The sequence below is a fragment of the Apilactobacillus kunkeei genome (assembly GCF_001308195.1).
Lineage (GTDB): Bacteria > Bacillota > Bacilli > Lactobacillales > Lactobacillaceae > Apilactobacillus > Apilactobacillus kunkeei_C.
The window spans coordinates 1-17,103 of the sequence record NZ_JXDF01000028.1 but is presented as its reverse complement, the minus strand read 5'-3'; the positions used below and the strand labels follow the sequence as shown (position 1 = coordinate 17,103).

Here is a 17,103-nt window from a genome sequence, read left to right as displayed (position 1 = left end):
TAATCTTTAATGGCAGCTAATTTTAATTCTTTAGAAAACATAAAAGAACCCCTTAAGTTAGATTTCTCCAACTCAAGGGGTTCAGTTCAACTATCCATTAGGATAGTGCTTTTTTATTGCCGTCAACGACATCTTTTACGATATCGGATAGGGTGATTTTGCTCATTTCGATTTCGGCTTGTTGTTGAACTTCATCGTATGCCTTATGCAAAGCAGATTGAATGTTCGCCCCGACAGGACATTGTTGATTAGTTTCTTCATCAACGTGGAATAAATCGGGTTCTTCGATTGCTTTGTAGACATCTAAAAGAGTGATTTCAGTAGTTGGTTTGCTTAATGATACGGCTGCGCGGCCGGGTTCACTGGTGATTAATCCAGCATTTTTGAGTGACGACATCAGACGACGAACAAGGCTGGGATTAGAGTTGATACTTCCAGCGATTGCGCGACTTGATAGATCGTCTTCTACAATTTCAGAAGCGCCAATATAGGTCAAAATATGAACAGCATCACTTAAACGGTGTGAATACTTCATTATTTGATAACCTTCTTGATGGCGTCTTCGATTGGAGTAAGTGAATGACTAATTACGGCAGTTAAGTCATTTGTTTCTTCATCCAATTGACCATCAGCGATTAATGCTTGGATATCTGAAACGATTCCAACAGTGGCATCGTCTAATCCAGCTTCCTTTAGACCGTTCTTGTAGTCTTCAGCAGATGCTGAGATGACAGGAAACTCTTTACTAGTTGCCTTCTTTAATGCTTCTGCTAGGTCGGCGTAAGTACGACGTTCACCAGCAAATTCATAGATTTCTTTTGGTGACTTGCTTAATAGAACACGAACAGCACCTTCAGCGTATTCTGACTCTAGTGCCCAACCAACGTGACCGTCGCCGGCACCGTATACAAATGGTTGTCCTTCGCTCGCTGGTTTTAGAACGGTTGCTTCGTTTTCTAGGTACCAGTTGTTACGAACGAATGCGTGGGCAATGCCACTTTCCTTGATAGCTGCTTCTGTTTGAGTGTGATCATGTGATAGGAAGTTATCAGCAGTTTCGGCGTGTGGGAAACTAGTGTAAACGATAAATTCAACGCTTGCTTTTTTAGCGGCATCAATCACGTTTTGGTGTTGAGTCATACGAGGTAGGACAGGGCTTGGTTGTGATGAGACAAATAATAGCTTATCGATACCTTCAAGTGATTCCGCCATTTGATCAGGGTTACCGTAATCGAATGGACGAACGTCTAGACCAGCTGGAAGTTGTTTTTCAGCCTTTTCAACGTTTCTTGCTAAAGCGACGATGTCAGTTCTGTGGACGTTTTTCATTAAAACTTTGATTGCTTCTTTACCGAAGTTACCGGTAACAGCACTAATTGCGTATTTCATAATTTCATCAACCTTTCTAGTTGTTACTTTATAATTAACATGTTACATATAAGATAACAGGTGGATGGAAATAATGCAACAAAAAAGCTTCCAAATTTTTAGAAGCTTTCAAAATGTTATTCTCTTGGTTTACTGAAATCAGTAAAGTCACCATCTGTATCGTTAACAGATTGAGTACTTGATGAATCACTTTTTTGTTGTGGTTCAACGTTTGCTGAAGATGGTTGATTGTTTACAGGTTGGTTGTTGATAGGTTGACCAGTGTTTGGATCAAAATTGTTTTGTTGTTGTGGTTGGTTGCTGTAGTTTACAACTGAAGCACCATTGAATGAAGTGTAGTTAATACCACTTAATTCTTCAACCGATTTACCAGTGATTTGATTGATTCCTCTGTATGCAGCTTTTAGACGGCTTTCTTTTAACCATGATTGGATTGAGAAAGCATCGACAATCCACCAGATCCAAACGGCACTTAGGAAACCAAGACCGATGATAAAGAAGATTGTAACCCATCCAACGATTTCTAGGGTTAGCATTAAGGCAGCGTAAGGTTTCTTAAATAGGAAACGGTGGGCACCGAATATCCCAAAAAATATCCATAGCAACCATGCGGCAACCGGACTAACGGCATTATTTTCCACGTAATCGTTTACCATTAGTTGTTCTTGGGTAGATAATTTCTTACGTGCAGCGAAAACTTGTTGTTCTAAAATATCGACATTGTTCATATGAAAATCCCCTTAAACATTTTGTATAGTTTTAATTATACCATTATTAGATAAACCGAAGAATTCTTAATAATTTCTTTAATTGATTTTTTGTAAGTGATTAATTAAGATGTACTTAGAATATGAAAAGGGGAAATATAATTATGATTAAAGCATACAAACAATTTTGGAAAAACTACTTTAACTTTACTGGAGTAAGTACCAGATCAGAATTCTGGTGGGTATTCTTGATTAACTCAATCATCTACGCAATCTTTGCACTAGCATTCGGTGGTGTTGCAGTTGTTACCGCATTTGCAACCGGCCATGCCGATAAGTCATTCGGTATTGCTGCGCTAATTGGTATCGCAGTATGTATCCTATACACTATCGCAACTGTAATTCCTACAATTTCACTATACTTCCGTCGTTACCGTGACGCAGGTGTAACTCCATGGTTCCTACTAATTACCTACGGTGTTCCAACTGTATTGAAGGGTTCAAACATCTACGACAAGTATGTACTAGTTCAAACCCTAGTTCTAATTATCTCAATCATTGGTTTTATTATTCTAGTAATGCCAAGCAAAGATAGAAAATAATTAAACATCAAAAAGGGCGGTGAACCGCTCTTTTTTTATGTCAAAATGCAGGAATTATTGGTACATTAATTTTTCAGTGTAACATTAAATTTAAAGAAAATTTGGATGTGGTAAGATGCTAAGCTTTATTGAAGGCTTCTCAATGTATTGGACTCGATACTTTGATTTTAAAGGCCGCAGCACTAGATCAGAATTTTGGTGGAGTTTTTTGGGATTAACGCTTATCACTGGAGTTATTGCCGGAATTGAAAAAATCGATAGTAGAGTCGGTCTACTAATTTACCTAATTTTTTCAATCATCACGGTGATTCCGAACATTTCACAATACGTGAGGCGTTTTCGAGACATCGGAATAAGTCCGTATTGGGTTATCATCACATTTATCATACCGTCATTACTTGTATATACAATTAAACATCTACCATGGTATCTACAAGTACTTGATATTTTATTGATTCTTTCGGATATCGTTTTATCAGTTCTACCAAGTAAGGAAGACTAAAAAAGAGCTAGATTTCTCTAGCTCTTTTTTGTTTAGTTTAATTCGTTTGGAATTAGCTTGGTCTTTAGTTCGATGTTGTCTTTGTAATCGACTGGGATTTCAATGATTACTGGCCCGGTGATGTCCTTAGCACGGTTTAAAGCACTGTTTAAATCGTCAACGCTGTTGGCACGGATACCGGTAGCACCAAAACTTTCAGCGTATTTAACGTAGTCAACGTAGCCGAACTTAACTCCGGCGTCGTGACCGTATTTGGCAACTTCTTGGAACTTAACCATGTCGTAGTAACCATCAACCCAGATCAATTGAATGATGTTTAGGTTTAGGCGAACGGCGGTTTCTAGTTCTTGTCCTGAGAAGAGGAATCCACCATCTCCAGAAATTGAGATGACTGGTTCATCTGGATGAGTTAACGCTGCACCGATGGCCCATGGAAGCGATACCCCAAGGGTTTGCATACCGTTGCTGAATAGCAAATGACGGGGTTTGTAAGTCTTGAAGTAACGACCCATCCAGATGTAGTGACTTCCGATATCGACAGTTACAATGGTGTCTTCACTGACGAATTTTTGAAGTGATTGAATCACTGAGATAGGGTGCAAACCATTTTCGGTGGTTTCATGAACTTCTTCGATGGTTTCGGTGAAGTGATCACGCAACTTGTGTAGGTGGTCGGTAACTTCCTTGGAAAGTTCCATTGAATCATCGATGTATTCGGTTAAGGCGTCGATACTTTCTGCAATGTCGGCATTAACGATGATACTTGGTTGGTATTCAGCGGTGATTTCTGGGGAAACTGTATCGATGTTAATTACTTGGGTGTGGGCTTGGTTCCAGTTTCTGGCTTCGTATTCGACTGGATCGTATCCAACGGCAATTACTAAATCGCTGTTTTTCAAGATGGTGTCACCGATTTGATTATCAAATAGACTGACACGACCGTAGTAATTATCAACAAGTTCCTTTGAAATAACACCAGCGCCTTGGTAGGTTTCAACGACTGGGATTGAGAACTTATGTAACAATTTGTGAAGGGCGGCACTGACTTCAGGAGTTGATGCGCGCATACCAGCTAAAATAACTGGTTGTTTGGAGTTTTCAATTAAGTGGGCGATTTCCTTCATACGAGTCTTATCAACACTACCGTTGGTAATCTTAGGTAGTTTATCGATTACTGGACGGGAGACTTCGTCACCTAAGACGTCTTGAGGGACTGAGATAAAGGCAGCACCTTTCTTAGGTGATTGAGCTGTGATGTAGGCGTTTGAGAAAGTTTCTGAGATGTTGTTGGCATCTTGGACTTCCACGCTAGACTTGGTAGCACTCTTTAATAAGTCGGCAGAGTTAATGCTTTGGTGGGTAAGACGCAATAAATCATCTCGTTTTACTTGGCCTCCAATGGCAATGATTGGATCACCTTCAGAGGTAGCGGTGATTAATCCGGTTGCTAGGTTGGAAACGCCGGGGCCAGAAGTGACGGCAACGATGCCGGGTTCACCGGTTAAACGACCGATCGCAGCAGCGATGAATGCGGCATTTTGTTCATGTCTGGTAACGATTAGTTTAGGTGTTCTTTCGTCATCGAAATCTTGTAGGTCTTCGAATAGTTGATCGACTTTGGCTCCGGGAATCCCGAAGACGTATTTAATGTTTTGGTTGATCATGCTTTGAATCAAAGCTTTTGATCCGGTAGTTGGTTTATCCATAATATCACCTCAAATATGATAAATAATTCTGACAGATTGATTGAATTCTGATACTCTAGAATAGTAAATAATACTATAGGTCAATCTAATTGACCTTTCTATAATAATAGCACTATTCTATATAAGGTCAACTTAATTGACCTAAAGGAGAATAAAATGATCGATAAAAAGAAATTAATGGTCTTTTACTTTGCATACCAAGAAATCAATAGAATCGTCGATTTATCAAAGTATAACCTAACTTCAAATCAACAAAAAATGTTATTCTCAATCGATACAATTGATGAGATTACCATCAAACAATTATTACAAATTTTAGATATTTCAAAACAGGCGTTAAACGTGGCGTGCCGCGATTTGCGAGAACGTAACCTCGTTTATACCGGTCCAGCTAAATCTGATAAGAGAAAAAAAGTCGTGTATTTAACAGATGATGGACGAAAATTAATCGAACAGATTGAAGCTGAACAGTTGAACTTTATCAACGCTATTTGTAATAGTACCAACTACAATTGGGAAGATACGATGAAGAAGTTAACCAATAGCTATCTAGAAGACATTCAAAAATAAAAACGTTGCTAATTAGCAACGTTTTTATTTTGTCTCGATAACGACATAGTAGTTATTTGATTGGTTGGTTTGACCGTTTAAGATGCTGGTATTCTTGGCAGCAACCCCAATCTTTGTGATATTACCATCGGTTAATAACTTGGTGTAGTTTGCATCAGAACTATTTGAGATGTTGGAGTACAAAATCCAACTTAATGAAGTTCCGCGGTAGTTATTCTCATCACTGAATTGCCAGTATGAAACACTATCGGAGTTAGCGGGAACCGGACTAGTTTCAATTGAAGTAATCCTGTTATTGGCATCTTTTTCCAGATCATAGTCTAGTTGAAGTGGGGCTAGACCATTGTAGCTTCTAGCGGTATTAATGACCCCAATTGTGTTAACCGCCATTTGATGGTTAAATGATGCGGTCTTATTCAATTGAATGGCACCATGCCAAGCATAGCCGATTAGTTGATGATTTTGGTATAGAGCTTGGTAGATTGCTTGGATTTTTTTACCGTTTTTGTATTTTTGAACGTGGTAACTGGTACCAACGGTCACTGGTTGATCTTGTAGTTGGTATAATCGTTTGGCACGCTTAGTAAACGTTAAATCGGTGTATAAATATTCATAATGCTTTGAATTGATGACCCCGACACCATGATTGTTCTCGTCGGATACACTGTAGATATATGGTTTAGTATTTTTAGCCTTAGCGAAAGCTTCATAACCGTTTGTCGATACCGCAAAGGTAGACATAATGGTTAATAGAATTAAGAATTTTTTCATTGTTACACCTTCTTTGTTGATAATAGTATAGCAGTAATAATATCGAATAAATGTTAAACTAAGGTTACAAAAAGAGGTAAAAATATGAAACAAGACAAATTATTGGTAGCCGCAATGGTCGTCGTGGGAATTATCCTGCTGGCCTGTATTGTGGCGTACGTTGCCTAAATAAAAAAGCATCGGAGACTCGATGCTTTTTTATTATAATTTGTCAGCGACCGCAATCACGACGAACAATAAAATGATTAGTAGGTTAGCGAGTTTGTGTTTCATCAAAATAGCGATGAATTCTCTGATAATCGCGTTTGGTAGGAAGAATCCACTGGTCTTTGAACCAATACCACTGATTTTCATACCGGCGTTCTCAGCGTAAGCTGTGGCACGGTAGATGTGATAGTTGTTTGAAACAAAGATGCCGTTATTTGGATCTAATTTGTATCTATCGACAATCTTCTTAGAAAACGCGAAGTTTTGAATCGTGTTGACCGATTTATCTTCTGCGACAACGTCGTCTGGATTAATGCCTTTTTGTAGGACATAGTCTCTCATGGCCACACCCTCTGGAATCTTTTCGTCGCCACCTTGACCACCGGAACAGATGATTAGGGGATGTTTATCGGAAACATTGATTTGGTTTTGATAGAAATCAATCGCACGGTCAATTCGAGATGCCAATAGTGGGGAGACCTCGTTTCCGTTTAGCAGACCAGCACCTAATACAATGATGAAGGCTTTGTCAGGCTTTGGACGATAGAAGTTACAAATCCAGACTGAAAGGGAGAAAATCAAGAAGATACTGATCATGTAGAATGAACCCATTTCGGTAAAGTGTTCAATCATTAGATTGTATGGCTTTGGAATCAGTTTGCGCAAGAATAGGAAACTCATTAGCGGATAAATCAACAAGAAGACACCAATGATTAATGTTAATAAGTTGGCTAGTGAGTGACTTTCTCGTCTCCACACGATAATTCCGTTCCAGATTAATAGCACGGCGTGTAAGGCGTAGATTAACGTTAAGGTAACCATGATTGCCAAGGCAATAACTAAAAAGATGACGTGTAAAATCTTGCTACTACTGATTAGTGAGAAGAACATCACGTTCCCAGCCAGAGCAAACACCGACATTAAGAATAGGAAACCATTCCAAAATGTTGCCTTTTTCTTATAAAACGACCAACATAAAAGGCCGATACAAATTATTAATGTTAAAGGTATTAAATACATATATATCATCCTTATCTCTTAGGATAAAAAAGCTCACAAATTATTTGTGAGCTTTTTGTTTATCTCCATTCTACACTATACAAGTGCTCCTGGAACATATTTCTTATTAACTAGTTTGTTGTGTGGCACCATCACAAAGTGAATACCACCAAATTTATCGAAAGAAACGGCAAAGTAGTTTGGTTGGTACTTCTTGTGGATGTCTAAGTTCATTAAAGCAGTGGCGTGACCCCAATATGATGGGCCGTCTTCAAATAATTGAAGGGCAATTGAGTTGTATACAGCGTGCTTTAAGGCGGCCATGGTTACGACACGCTTCTTAAGCTTAGTGCTAGTTAAAGCAAACGATGGGTTATCACTGTAGTTTTCTTCGGCCACATCTGAGATGTTGTACTTCTTAGAAGCAACGGATCTAGTTCTTAAGTCATGACCAGTCTTTTTACCAGTGTTGTTCCAGTTGTCCTTGCTGTAAACATCAGCAAAGGTTTGGGCAACGGCAATGGTGTTTTTAGAAGACTTGTATTGGATTCCCTTAGCTTGCTTGATTGCAGGATTTAGAATGCTTAGGGCGAATTGAGTAAGTTCTTTTCTTTGACTGTAAGTCATTTTATTTAGGTTAACATTTCTACTTAAATCTTTCTTGCTTGGTGTAAATGAGTTAATTGCTAGACCCTTTAGACCAATTTTACCCATTGCAACTTGCAACTTGTAGTTACCGATTGATTTTTCGCTAGCTGCTTTTTTTAGTGTAGCGTTAGTATAACCCTCAGGTAATTTGATTACGTTTTTAGGATTCTTTTTAGCGTTATAGTTAATTTTAGTTACAAAATTAGCATCAGAACCAGGATCGGTAACTTGATTGCCAGAAACCTTCATCGCTTGAGTTGGAATGAAGTTATTCAAGTCATCGGTAGTTAGCTTACTGATTGATTTAGTAGTTGCGATTTTGGCATCATCGGTAGTTTGTTGTTTAAATTTTTTAATTAATGTAGATTCTTTTTTAGTAGAGCTTGCGTGAGTAGTTACAGCTGGTCCTGATGAAGCAATCACAGAACCGATTAACGCAGCAGCAGCGATCATTTTAATTGTTTTTTTCATATTTTTTCACCTATTTAATTCCTAATAAATATACAGATAATCCAACTAGGATTACCCCAATTACAACAATAAATAAACCAAATTTAATTAGTTTACCACCGATTCCATCCCAAGCAGGTTGATTTGACATCGCGCGAAGCTTGAAGAAGAACCATCCAATTCCCATACAAATGGCGCCAAATAGAAAAACACCATACGCAAAAAGCATAAAAAAGCTTTGAGTTTGTTGCATTACCTTCACCCCTTATTGAAAGTTCTGTTTAGAATATATTATCATAGTTTACATTTAGCTCAAATATATAGATACAATCTTAAAAATTACTTAATAATTACAGAAAATATTCTTAAGTGTTATAATTTTTAATTATGTATTCAAGATTTCAATAATAAGGAGATGAGTTCACCCTTGGGTGATCGAGCGATAAACTGGAAACAAAACCTAAACGTCTTATGGTTTGGGACATTCGTTGCTGGAATCGGATTTAGTAGTATCAGTCCATTCATTGCATTATTTATAGGTCAACTGGGCGATTATAACGCCACGCAAACATCAATTTACAGCGGGATGGCATTTGCAGCGCCATTTCTAGTGAAGATGATTGTATCGCCATTGTGGGGTATCTTGGCCGATAAGTACGGTCGAAAGCCAATGTTACTTAGAGCATCCTTGGGGATGGCCGTCGTAATTGGTGCAATGAGTCTGGTAACTAGTGCATGGCAATTAATTGTCCTCCGTCTTTTACAAGGAGTCTTTTCTGGATTTATCAGTAACGCCAACGCCTTGGTGGCTGCTGAAACGCCAAAGAGTCATGTAGGTCATGCTTCAGGAAAACTAGCGACAGGAAACGTATCAGGAACATTAATCGGACCAATGATTGGTGGATTAATCGCCGATACATTTGGCTACCGTTATACATTCTTAATTACTGGATTAGCAATGATGGTAGCATTCATCCTAAGTATCTTTTTCGTTCATGAAAACTTCAAGCCAGTGCCACATGAAAAAGGGGAAAAACAACCCCATTTCTTATCTGGAATTCCAACTAAGCAAATCTTATTTGGAATGTTTTTAACCACCTTATTTATTCAAGCAACTAATAACTCAATCTCACCAATCTTGAGTTTGTACGTTAAACAATTAGATCCAACATCGACTAATATTGCGTTGACCGCGGGAATTATCCAAGCCATCAACGGGGTGGCGATGATATCGGTCGCACCGTTCTTTGGTCGTTTGGGCGATAAGATTGGTTCGCATCAAATCTTGAAATTCGGATTGGTATTTTCGATGGTTGTCTTTTTCCTAACGACATTCGTGCAAAATGTCTGGCAATTAGGTGCCTTGCGTTTTCTAATCGGGATTTCCGATGCGGCATTGTTACCAACGGTTCAAGCAATCCTAGCTAAGTACAGTCCACACGACCGAATTAGTCAGGTCTTTAGTTGGAACCAAAGCTTTCAAGCTGCCGGAAACGTGACTGGTCCAATGATTGGTTCAGCGGTCGTATTAATTGGTGGCTACCGTGGAGTCTTCATTGCTACCACTATTTTAGCCGGAATTAACTTGTTCCTAGTTCGCAAGAATATCAAATCAATTGAAACCGACAAGAACTAAATATTTGTTAATTGATGAAACATCATTATAATTAATAGGATAATATTTGGAGGTGGATTGCGATGACTAGAGAAGAAATTGACAACAATTTACTAACATTAAAGAGAACGCGTTCACACATCATTAACGCACTAGATGGTACCAACCGTGACAGCAACGTCATTCGAGATATCGACCATCTAGTGGAGTACTTAAATGAAACAGATGAACGTGAAATAACACAAGAATATGTTGATCGTAAGTTTAGAATCATCAAAGGTGAAATTAACTGTTCACTTGATTGTTTCAATAACGCGATGAAAGCATTGACTAAGTAGGCATCCGAGAGGGTGTCTTTTTCTTTTATTTTAATAATTATGCGAGTATAATAGCTTATATTAAGTAAGCGAAAGGAAGATGAATATGTCAAAATTACTTGCACCGGCAAATGTTGGTGGACTATCTCTTAAGAATCGAGTAGTGATGTCACCAATGTGTACCTATGAAGTGATTCGTGAAAATGGAATCGCGACACCATTTCACTTTGCTCACTATGGGATGCGTGCAATTAGCGGTGTTGGTTTGATTATTACTGAATCAACTGCCGTTGACCCAAGAGGTCGTATTAGTAACAACGACCTAGGATTATGGAATGACGAACAAGTTAGTGAATTCAGTCGTTTGGTTGACTCACTTCACTACCTAGGTTCAAAGGTAGGGGTTCAATTGAACCATGCCGGTAGAAAGGCAGCCGACGAAGATGTTCCAGTTGCACCCAGTGCGATTGCATTTAGCGATGACAGCAATACACCTATTGAATTAAGCAAAGAAGATATCGCAAACATTGTTTCCGAATTCGGCCAAGCTGCCAAACGTGCTAGTGATGCCGGGGTAGACATGATTGAAATTCATGGTGCTCATGGTTACTTGTTGAACCAATTCTTATCAGCCGTTTCTAACAAACGTGATGATGAATACGGTGGCAGTCTAGAAAATCGTTTCCGCATTGTTTCTCAAGTCATCGATGCTGTGAAGGAAAACTTTGCTGGACCAGTCTGGATTCGTTTATCACTAACCGATTACGATGAAAGTGGTTTGCAAAATACCATGGAAGATTGGCAACAAATCGGTAAGTGGTTAGAAGAAGCCGGCATCAAACTAATTGATGTTTCAACCGGTGGATTATTACCAAAGGGACCTAACTTCCCAGTTCATGACGGATATCAAACTCCATTTGCCACTGAACTTAAAAAAGCGGTAGATATTGATGTCTCAACTGTTGGTTTGTTAGATAACCCTGGATTAGCCGAATACATCCTACAAAATGATCAAGCTGACTTGATTATGGAAGGACGTGCATTGCTAAGAAACACTAACTGGTTAGCAGATGCTGCTAAAGAATTACATGATCATGACTTCAAGGTCTTTGATGCGTCTTACGAACGTGGACAAAAGTAAAAAATAAAAAGATATCCATCTGGATATCTTTTTTTATTGGTAAAATTTTGTCATCTAATTTTAATTTGTTATATAATTATTCTATTACAGCGAATAAAATGAGGTGATTATATGTATTGGACAGACGAAAGAATTATGACATACCGTGCGAAGATTAAGGGGGCATGGTACGTTCAAAAATTCCAACAATACTATCAATTCGACCTTCGTAAACCAGAAGATAAGATGAGAATGTATCGTCAATTGGAACCCAAAACAATTAAGTCCTATTTTGATGATTTAATCGACACCTACGAAAAGAAATTCTTGGAACAACTTGATAACATGAGTACCGATGATCTTTTGGAAACACTAGATTCATTAAGGGATGAAGGATATATTGATATCATGTAAAAAAGAACCGATATAATATCGGTTCTTTTTTATTAGTTATTAGTGTTTAGACTAACTGATTGCTTTTCACTAAGCTTCTTATCCTTAAAGGTAAGGTTGTAGGCATGTGAATTGTCATATTGGTAGGTCATAAATGACATTCCATCAGCTTCTTGTTGTGAAAGTGGTGATCCTAAAGTTGCTTGAACGTCTGAGAATGAAGTGTTCTTAGCAATCTTTTCAATCTTAGCTTTCTTCACAATTTTAGCAGCGGTGTTTTGTTGGTAACCCTTGCTTAAAACCTTGTCCTTGTAAACAATTACAAATATGTATTGTAGTTGTGCGTTACCACCCATTTGCCAAGTATATTGCTTTGCCGTGTCATTGTTAGTAAGGGTAGTGTCGGTAGTCTTAGATGGGTTTCCTAGTAGGCTAACAACCTTTTTGTAACTTGAACCACCGTGTAATTGTTGATCGGTGTACTTGATTTGTTGGTACTTTTCTAATGAGATACCTGATGTATTCAAGGCATCTGATAGGGAAGGCTTTGGACCAGAAATTGTTTGATTGGTATCTTCTGCCTTCTTCTTACCACAAGCACTTAATACTAGTAGGCAAGTAAAAAGTGCAAGGAAAATCTTAAAAGTTTTATTCATACTATATCTCCTCAATATGTTCTATTAGTATTTTAATCAAATTAGGGGACAAATATCAATAATTTAAATTATTTATTCATAATTTAATCATGATTTTTTTACAAACCAAAAACTTGTAATCGATGGATTTCCCTAATACCATGGGGGGTGAAGAAAGAAAAAAGGAGGTTGTATCTATGAGTAAGATTGCTGCAATTGTTACCAGCGGATACGAAGATTCTGAATTAACTTCACCTATGAAGGCGTTAAAGGATGCGGGTCATCAAGTCGAAATTATCGAAGACATGGCCGGAAACACAATTACCGGTGAACATGGTGATACACAAAAGGTTGATTTAGGTATCGACGATGCCAACTTTGATGATTATGATGCATTGCTATTACCTGGCGGTGGCTCTCCAGATGCATTGAGAGCAGATGATCGTTTCAATGATTTTGTAAAACGTTTCCTATTGGCTAATAAGCCTGTATTTGCAATTTGTCACGGTCCTCAATTCTTTATTCAAACCGGTTTGGCAAGTTAATTGAAGTTGACTGCATACACAACAATCAGATATGACCTATTCTATGCCGGTGCTGAAGTTCATGATGAACCAGTCGTAGTAGATGAAAAACACAAACTAGTCACAAGCAGAACTCCTGACGATTTAGATGCATTCAATGCTGAAATCGTTAAGTTCGTAAAATAATATGTAAAAAAAAGAAGCCTTTTGGGCTTCTTTTTTATCTTCTGATGACAATTCCACAAATTTCAGTCATTGAAGTGTTGATTAGGCGGTAGAATACCTTCTTGAATTCTTCAACTGATAATGGAATTGGTTGTGAAATCCATGACATAATCGCGTCTAAAATGACTCTGAAGAAGAAAGTTAACACATAGTACTTAGGGATGCCATATTCCTTTTCATCGTAGTTCTCGAAGTAAGGAACTAGGAATTTGGAATAATGACTGCTTAAAAATGAGAATAGTTGTGGTTCGTAGAATTCGTATAGAACCTTGATGTATTCACGATCATCGTAGACGATTGGGAATACCTTTTCGCTTAGAATATAGAAAAAGTTATCATAATTTTTATCAACGTTAACAAATTGTTCATCTAAAGAATGGCTGATGCTAGTTTCGATGAAGTTAACGATGTCGATTTTATTCTTAAAGTGATTGTAAAAAGTACCACGAGAAATATTTGCGTTTTCAATGATGTCATTTGTACTAATTGTGTTAATGTCTTGATGAGCCGATAAATTTAGAAAAGACATTACGATTCTTTTCTTGGATTTGCTTTTAATAAACATTCTGATTAAATCCCCCTTATAAATTTTTCCTATTCAGGGCTGAGTAATGTGAATTACATTAAATCTTTGCCATGCTTATAATTATAATCTTATCTAGCGAGATAAATACTTAAGTTTTTGCAAATTTAATTAAGTTTATACAAAAAAGTTTAAAATATATTTTAATTATGATTGATATAAAAAGTATTTATAGAAAGGGTACTTTTTATAAGTTAAACTTAACTTAAAATCATTGAATTCTAAGTAACGATTAAATGTTTATAAAAAGTGGTTAAATAATCTTTATTAGTTATTGAAAAACAGCGGTGTGGGTCATATAATTATTTTTGCTGAGTTGTTAGCAAAACATTGACTTGATTATTGAAAACTTTTAGAAATTAACAATAATCAAAAAGTTATACACACTGTCTAATAACTCGTTTCAACAAGATTATCGATATACTGTTATGGTTTAACATACTATCAACAAATTACTACATATGAATTTGGAAAAGAAATTATGGCGAGAGTTATAAAATCGATTCGGATTTTACAACTCTTTTTTTATGCCGCCAGGTTGGTTTGTAGAAGCGTTGCCGTTTATCAAACGGATGGAAGAACTTGAGCAAGATAAAGATGATGGAGTAAATACTGTGTAGTTTATATAAAGGAGTAGAAAATTTTGGATCATTACACGCTATTAACTAGATGCATCGCTGAATTTATTGGAACAGCCATCATGGTCGCATTGGGTAACGGATCAGTTGCTAATGTTGAATTGAAGGGAACTAAAGGTTTCCATGGTGGATGGGTATTAATTGGTTTTGGATACGGAATCGGGGTTATGATTCCCGCAATGATGTTTGCGACAATTTCCGGAGCCCAAATTAATCCCGCTATGACACTTGCTTTGGCTTTTACAAACCAATTCCCATGGCACGAAGTATTACCATATATTGTTGCTCAACTATTAGGGGCAACCGTTGGTCAAATCGCCGTGGTACTTACTTACAAGCCATACTATGACAAGACTACTAACTGTGAATGTGTTTTGGGAACTTTTGCAACCATTGACTCAGCTCACAGTTACCTAAATGGTTTCATTAACGAATTAATCGGAACATTCCTATTGGTATTGGGTGCGTTAGCAATGACTGCCGACAAACTAGATCCACGCGCTGATTTTATCGCACTTGGTTTTCTAGTAATGTGTTTGGTTGTTTCATTCGGTGGACCAACCGGACCAGCATTGAACCCAGCCAGAGATATCATGCCAAGAATTGTACACGCCTTTTGTCCATTCAAGAACAAGGGTGGCTCACACTGGAAATACAGTTGGGTGCCAATCGTAGCGCCAATCATTGGTGCAACCCTTGCTGCAATCCTATACAAAGCCGTATTTTAATCATTTAAAAAATAAAAGAGAGGAAAATATTAAGATTTTCTTCTCTTTTTTATTTTTGATTAAGTTTTAAATATACAAAATGGACTACTTGTATAAATAAAAAATCAAAAGCCTAGTTTATAGCGGATTTAGTAAAAAATAATTTGATAAAAGTCTATTAATTGCCGTTTTGACAGTGTTTTGTCAAAATTATATTATTATCTTCGAAGAGCTGGTTAACAGCTTAATCGTTATTGCAACTGTTAAGATTGTTAGTTTTCTCTTTGTTTAATCTTTGTGATTAAACTCTAGATGTTTATTTATTAGAATATGATTGCTTGATTTGGATGCCCCTGATTTGTCTATCAAGTGATTTATGCACCTTCAGAATTGCTTAAAAATCGTGGAATTGTAGCATAACATAACACCAATAATAATAAATTTTGGTGGTGCATCGATTCGCTAAGATCCACAACAAATTAATACCATGAAATCGTGTAACCTTAGTCTAACTTTCTTTGAGAACTTTATTCATACACTTTCTTATAAAACTATCTCTAAGTCTATTAACTATCAAGTCGCGCTGGTAATTAATAGATAAAATCCGTTAATTTATGAATTTCCCCGAGTTTGTAAATTAATTCTCTCGTCCATAAGTAGATAAATAAAGTTAAAACATTTATTACGTTTGCATGTGTTCATATAAATATTATTATGCACTTTCATGGTATGCTCATTCCAAAAAAATGATTATGAATTCTTCCCTGAATATAATTAGTAAGCAAAGAGCAAACCAGTTCTTACGTGAATCGATATTCCATAAATAAGCTGATCGTAAATTAAAATTATTCAAGGCACTGGGTAATTTTAATTTTTACATCAATAACCGATACTTTCGTAGGTATCGGTTATTTTTTTACTCATAATTATTTCATTGTGATAGAATGGAATAAATTAATTAGGAGATGAAAAGTAATGAATAATGCTAATACTTTATACCAATACGGTACGTTAGCAATGTTAGTTCCTGGGTTGTTTGAAGGAACATTACCATTAAAAGAATTATTAAAACACGGTGACACTGGTATTGGCACTGGTGACGGTCTAGATGGTGAACTTGTTATCTTAGACGGTGTGGCATATCAAATCGATGGTCAAGGAAACGTCAATGAACTAGATGGTGATTTCACTGTTCCATTTGCTGATGTTCATTTTGCTAGTTTTGAACATTTAGCCAATGTTCATGCATTAGTAAAAATGGAAGACTTAGAAGAAAAAGTGTCCTCTGAACTAGATTGGAATAATGTTTTCTACTCAGTTCGTGCCCACGGGACATTTAAGTCTGTAAAGACAAGATCAGTTCATAAACAATCAAAACCATATCCAACACTTGTTGAATGTGCTCATGAACAAAATGAATTTGAAAAAGAAGATGTTGAGGGTACAGTAATTGGATACTACTCACCACAGCTATTCAATGGACCATCTGTTGGTGGATTCCATCTTCATTTCTTGGCTGATGATAAATCAGTAGGTGGTCATTTACTTGATTTCGAGATGGTTTCTGGCGATATTAAAGTACAAAAGCTTGATGAATTAGTTCAAAAATTACCATCATCAAATGACGACTTTATGAAACATGATTTCTCAAATGATGACATTGCTGGTGCTATCGGAGAAGCTGAATAAAAATAAAAAGGACTGTGACCTGAACCCCTAAAATTGGAGGATGGTTATGCAATTTTCTGGGAGGAATTGTTCCGGTATTCAACCGGTGACATTCCTCCCAGTTTTT

At 37.1% G+C, this 17,103-nt stretch carries 19 protein-coding genes and 1 pseudogene; 10 read left to right on the top strand and 10 right to left on the bottom strand.

Annotated features, from left to right (window positions below):
- Window positions 1-97: 97 nt before the first annotated feature.
- From RZ78_RS06620 to RZ78_RS06610, 3 genes are all read right to left on the bottom strand, one after another.
- A complete protein-coding gene (locus tag RZ78_RS06620) occupies window positions 98-535 on the bottom strand; it encodes an Rrf2 family transcriptional regulator (RefSeq protein WP_053792132.1) in 438 nt (145 codons plus the stop codon).
- The gene (locus RZ78_RS06615; RefSeq protein ID WP_054608517.1) at window positions 535-1,389 is read right to left on the bottom strand and encodes an NAD(P)H-binding protein; all 855 of its coding nucleotides are present in this window, start codon (window positions 1,387-1,389) and stop codon (window positions 535-537) included. Before RZ78_RS06615 ends, RZ78_RS06620 begins: the two co-directional genes overlap by 1 nt.
- A 116-nt stretch (window positions 1,390-1,505) precedes the next feature.
- A complete protein-coding gene (locus tag RZ78_RS06610; protein ID WP_054608516.1) occupies window positions 1,506-2,117 on the bottom strand; it encodes a TM2 domain-containing protein in 612 nt (203 codons plus the stop codon).
- A 143-nt stretch (window positions 2,118-2,260) separates the two neighbouring features.
- On the opposite strand from RZ78_RS06610, the gene RZ78_RS06605 reads away from it, so the two are divergent.
- Together RZ78_RS06605 and RZ78_RS06600 are read left to right on the top strand one after the other, a co-directional pair.
- Window positions 2,261-2,698, top strand: a complete 438-nt coding sequence (locus tag RZ78_RS06605; RefSeq protein WP_053792129.1) for a DUF805 domain-containing protein — start codon at window positions 2,261-2,263, stop codon at window positions 2,696-2,698.
- Window positions 2,699-2,813: 115 nt separating this feature from the next.
- Window positions 2,814-3,200 carry a DUF805 domain-containing protein gene (locus RZ78_RS06600; RefSeq protein ID WP_054608515.1) on the top strand — a complete coding sequence of 129 codons (387 nt, stop codon included), beginning with the start codon at window positions 2,814-2,816 and terminating at the stop codon, window positions 3,198-3,200.
- Between the two features lie 32 nt (window positions 3,201-3,232).
- Here RZ78_RS06600 and alsS read toward each other — a convergent pair whose 3' ends face one another.
- Window positions 3,233-4,906 carry an acetolactate synthase AlsS gene (gene alsS / locus RZ78_RS06595; protein WP_054608514.1) on the bottom strand — a complete coding sequence of 558 codons (1,674 nt, stop codon included), beginning with the start codon at window positions 4,904-4,906 and terminating at the stop codon, window positions 3,233-3,235.
- Window positions 4,907-5,062: 156 nt separating this feature from the next.
- Between alsS and RZ78_RS06590 the strand changes: the two genes are divergently transcribed.
- A complete protein-coding gene (locus RZ78_RS06590; RefSeq protein ID WP_034534793.1) occupies window positions 5,063-5,476 on the top strand; it encodes a MarR family winged helix-turn-helix transcriptional regulator in 414 nt (137 codons plus the stop codon).
- Between the two features lie 24 nt (window positions 5,477-5,500).
- Here the strand turns inward: RZ78_RS06590 and RZ78_RS06585 are convergent, their stop codons facing one another.
- The 4 genes from RZ78_RS06585 to RZ78_RS06570 all read right to left on the bottom strand — a co-directional run bounded on the left by RZ78_RS06585 (window position 5,501) and on the right by RZ78_RS06570 (window position 8,738).
- The gene (locus RZ78_RS06585) at window positions 5,501-6,247 is read right to left on the bottom strand and encodes a CAP domain-containing protein (protein WP_054608513.1); all 747 of its coding nucleotides are present in this window, start codon (window positions 6,245-6,247) and stop codon (window positions 5,501-5,503) included.
- A 201-nt stretch (window positions 6,248-6,448) separates the two neighbouring features.
- Window positions 6,449-7,375, bottom strand: coding sequence for a YdcF family protein (locus tag RZ78_RS06580; protein WP_191978853.1), 927 nt, complete (start codon window positions 7,373-7,375; stop codon window positions 6,449-6,451).
- 174 nt (window positions 7,376-7,549) lie between these two features.
- Window positions 7,550-8,572, bottom strand: a complete 1,023-nt coding sequence (locus tag RZ78_RS06575; protein ID WP_054608511.1) for an SEC10/PgrA surface exclusion domain-containing protein — start codon at window positions 8,570-8,572, stop codon at window positions 7,550-7,552.
- A gap of 10 nt (window positions 8,573-8,582) precedes the next feature.
- Window positions 8,583-8,738, bottom strand: a complete 156-nt coding sequence (locus RZ78_RS06570; RefSeq protein ID WP_191978852.1) for a hypothetical protein — start codon at window positions 8,736-8,738, stop codon at window positions 8,583-8,585.
- A 240-nt stretch (window positions 8,739-8,978) separates the two neighbouring features.
- On the opposite strand from RZ78_RS06570, the gene RZ78_RS06565 reads away from it, so the two are divergent.
- From RZ78_RS06565 to RZ78_RS06550, 4 genes are all read left to right on the top strand, one after another.
- Window positions 8,979-10,187 (top strand): MFS transporter, encoded by a 1,209-nt coding sequence (locus tag RZ78_RS06565; protein WP_237756990.1) that lies wholly within the window; start codon window positions 8,979-8,981, stop codon window positions 10,185-10,187.
- Window positions 10,188-10,249: 62 nt separating this feature from the next.
- Window positions 10,250-10,504 carry a hypothetical protein gene (locus RZ78_RS06560; protein ID WP_054605876.1) on the top strand — a complete coding sequence of 85 codons (255 nt, stop codon included), beginning with the start codon at window positions 10,250-10,252 and terminating at the stop codon, window positions 10,502-10,504.
- Between the two features lie 85 nt (window positions 10,505-10,589).
- Window positions 10,590-11,624 (top strand): NADH:flavin oxidoreductase/NADH oxidase, encoded by a 1,035-nt coding sequence (locus tag RZ78_RS06555; protein ID WP_054608508.1) that lies wholly within the window; start codon window positions 10,590-10,592, stop codon window positions 11,622-11,624.
- A gap of 111 nt (window positions 11,625-11,735) precedes the next feature.
- Window positions 11,736-12,017 (top strand): hypothetical protein, encoded by a 282-nt coding sequence (locus tag RZ78_RS06550; RefSeq protein WP_053792118.1) that lies wholly within the window; start codon window positions 11,736-11,738, stop codon window positions 12,015-12,017.
- A gap of 32 nt (window positions 12,018-12,049) precedes the next feature.
- Here the strand turns inward: RZ78_RS06550 and RZ78_RS06545 are convergent, their stop codons facing one another.
- Window positions 12,050-12,652, bottom strand: a complete 603-nt coding sequence (locus RZ78_RS06545; RefSeq protein ID WP_054608507.1) for a DUF3862 domain-containing protein — start codon at window positions 12,650-12,652, stop codon at window positions 12,050-12,052.
- Between the two features lie 176 nt (window positions 12,653-12,828).
- Here RZ78_RS06545 and RZ78_RS06540 point away from each other — a divergent pair.
- Window positions 12,829-13,341 (top strand): annotated as a pseudogene (locus RZ78_RS06540) (type 1 glutamine amidotransferase domain-containing protein).
- 34 nt (window positions 13,342-13,375) lie between these two features.
- On the opposite strand, the gene RZ78_RS06535 reads toward RZ78_RS06540, so the two are convergent.
- Window positions 13,376-13,945 carry a TetR/AcrR family transcriptional regulator gene (locus tag RZ78_RS06535; protein ID WP_053792115.1) on the bottom strand — a complete coding sequence of 190 codons (570 nt, stop codon included), beginning with the start codon at window positions 13,943-13,945 and terminating at the stop codon, window positions 13,376-13,378.
- Window positions 13,946-14,606: 661 nt separating this feature from the next.
- Between RZ78_RS06535 and RZ78_RS06530 the strand changes: the two genes are divergently transcribed.
- Together RZ78_RS06530 and budA are read left to right on the top strand one after the other, a co-directional pair.
- Complete coding sequence (locus RZ78_RS06530) at window positions 14,607-15,329, top strand: MIP/aquaporin family protein (RefSeq protein WP_080997960.1); 723 nt, start codon at window positions 14,607-14,609, stop codon at window positions 15,327-15,329.
- Between the two features lie 954 nt (window positions 15,330-16,283).
- Complete coding sequence (gene budA / locus RZ78_RS06525; protein WP_034532268.1) at window positions 16,284-16,997, top strand: acetolactate decarboxylase; 714 nt, start codon at window positions 16,284-16,286, stop codon at window positions 16,995-16,997.
- The last annotated feature ends 106 nt before the right edge of the window (window positions 16,998-17,103 follow it).

Bases quoted from the DNA above. Each gene is read 5' to 3' on its own strand.
- RZ78_RS06620 (WP_053792132.1), bottom strand. From the start codon at position 535: ATGAAGTATTCACACCGTTTAAGTGATGCTGTTCATATTTTGACCTAT.
- RZ78_RS06615 (WP_054608517.1), bottom strand. From the start codon at position 1,389: ATGAAATACGCAATTAGTGCTGTTACCGGTAACTTCGGTAAAGAAGCA.
- RZ78_RS06610 (WP_054608516.1), bottom strand. From the start codon at position 2,117: ATGAACAATGTCGATATTTTAGAACAACAAGTTTTCGCTGCACGTAAG.
- RZ78_RS06605 (WP_053792129.1), top strand. From the start codon at position 2,261: ATGATTAAAGCATACAAACAATTTTGGAAAAACTACTTTAACTTTACT.
- RZ78_RS06600 (WP_054608515.1), top strand. From the start codon at position 2,814: ATGCTAAGCTTTATTGAAGGCTTCTCAATGTATTGGACTCGATACTTT.
- alsS (WP_054608514.1), bottom strand. From the start codon at position 4,906: ATGGATAAACCAACTACCGGATCAAAAGCTTTGATTCAAAGCATGATC.
- RZ78_RS06590 (WP_034534793.1), top strand. From the start codon at position 5,063: ATGATCGATAAAAAGAAATTAATGGTCTTTTACTTTGCATACCAAGAA.
- RZ78_RS06585 (WP_054608513.1), bottom strand. From the start codon at position 6,247: ATGAAAAAATTCTTAATTCTATTAACCATTATGTCTACCTTTGCGGTA.
- RZ78_RS06580 (WP_191978853.1), bottom strand. From the start codon at position 7,375: ATGTCGGTGTTTGCTCTGGCTGGGAACGTGATGTTCTTCTCACTAATC.
- RZ78_RS06575 (WP_054608511.1), bottom strand. From the start codon at position 8,572: ATGAAAAAAACAATTAAAATGATCGCTGCTGCTGCGTTAATCGGTTCT.
- RZ78_RS06570 (WP_191978852.1), bottom strand. From the start codon at position 8,738: ATGGGAATTGGATGGTTCTTCTTCAAGCTTCGCGCGATGTCAAATCAA.
- RZ78_RS06560 (WP_054605876.1), top strand. From the start codon at position 10,250: ATGACTAGAGAAGAAATTGACAACAATTTACTAACATTAAAGAGAACG.
- RZ78_RS06555 (WP_054608508.1), top strand. From the start codon at position 10,590: ATGTCAAAATTACTTGCACCGGCAAATGTTGGTGGACTATCTCTTAAG.
- RZ78_RS06550 (WP_053792118.1), top strand. From the start codon at position 11,736: ATGTATTGGACAGACGAAAGAATTATGACATACCGTGCGAAGATTAAG.
- RZ78_RS06545 (WP_054608507.1), bottom strand. From the start codon at position 12,652: ATGAATAAAACTTTTAAGATTTTCCTTGCACTTTTTACTTGCCTACTA.
- RZ78_RS06535 (WP_053792115.1), bottom strand. From the start codon at position 13,945: ATGTTTATTAAAAGCAAATCCAAGAAAAGAATCGTAATGTCTTTTCTA.
- budA (WP_034532268.1), top strand. From the start codon at position 16,284: ATGAATAATGCTAATACTTTATACCAATACGGTACGTTAGCAATGTTA.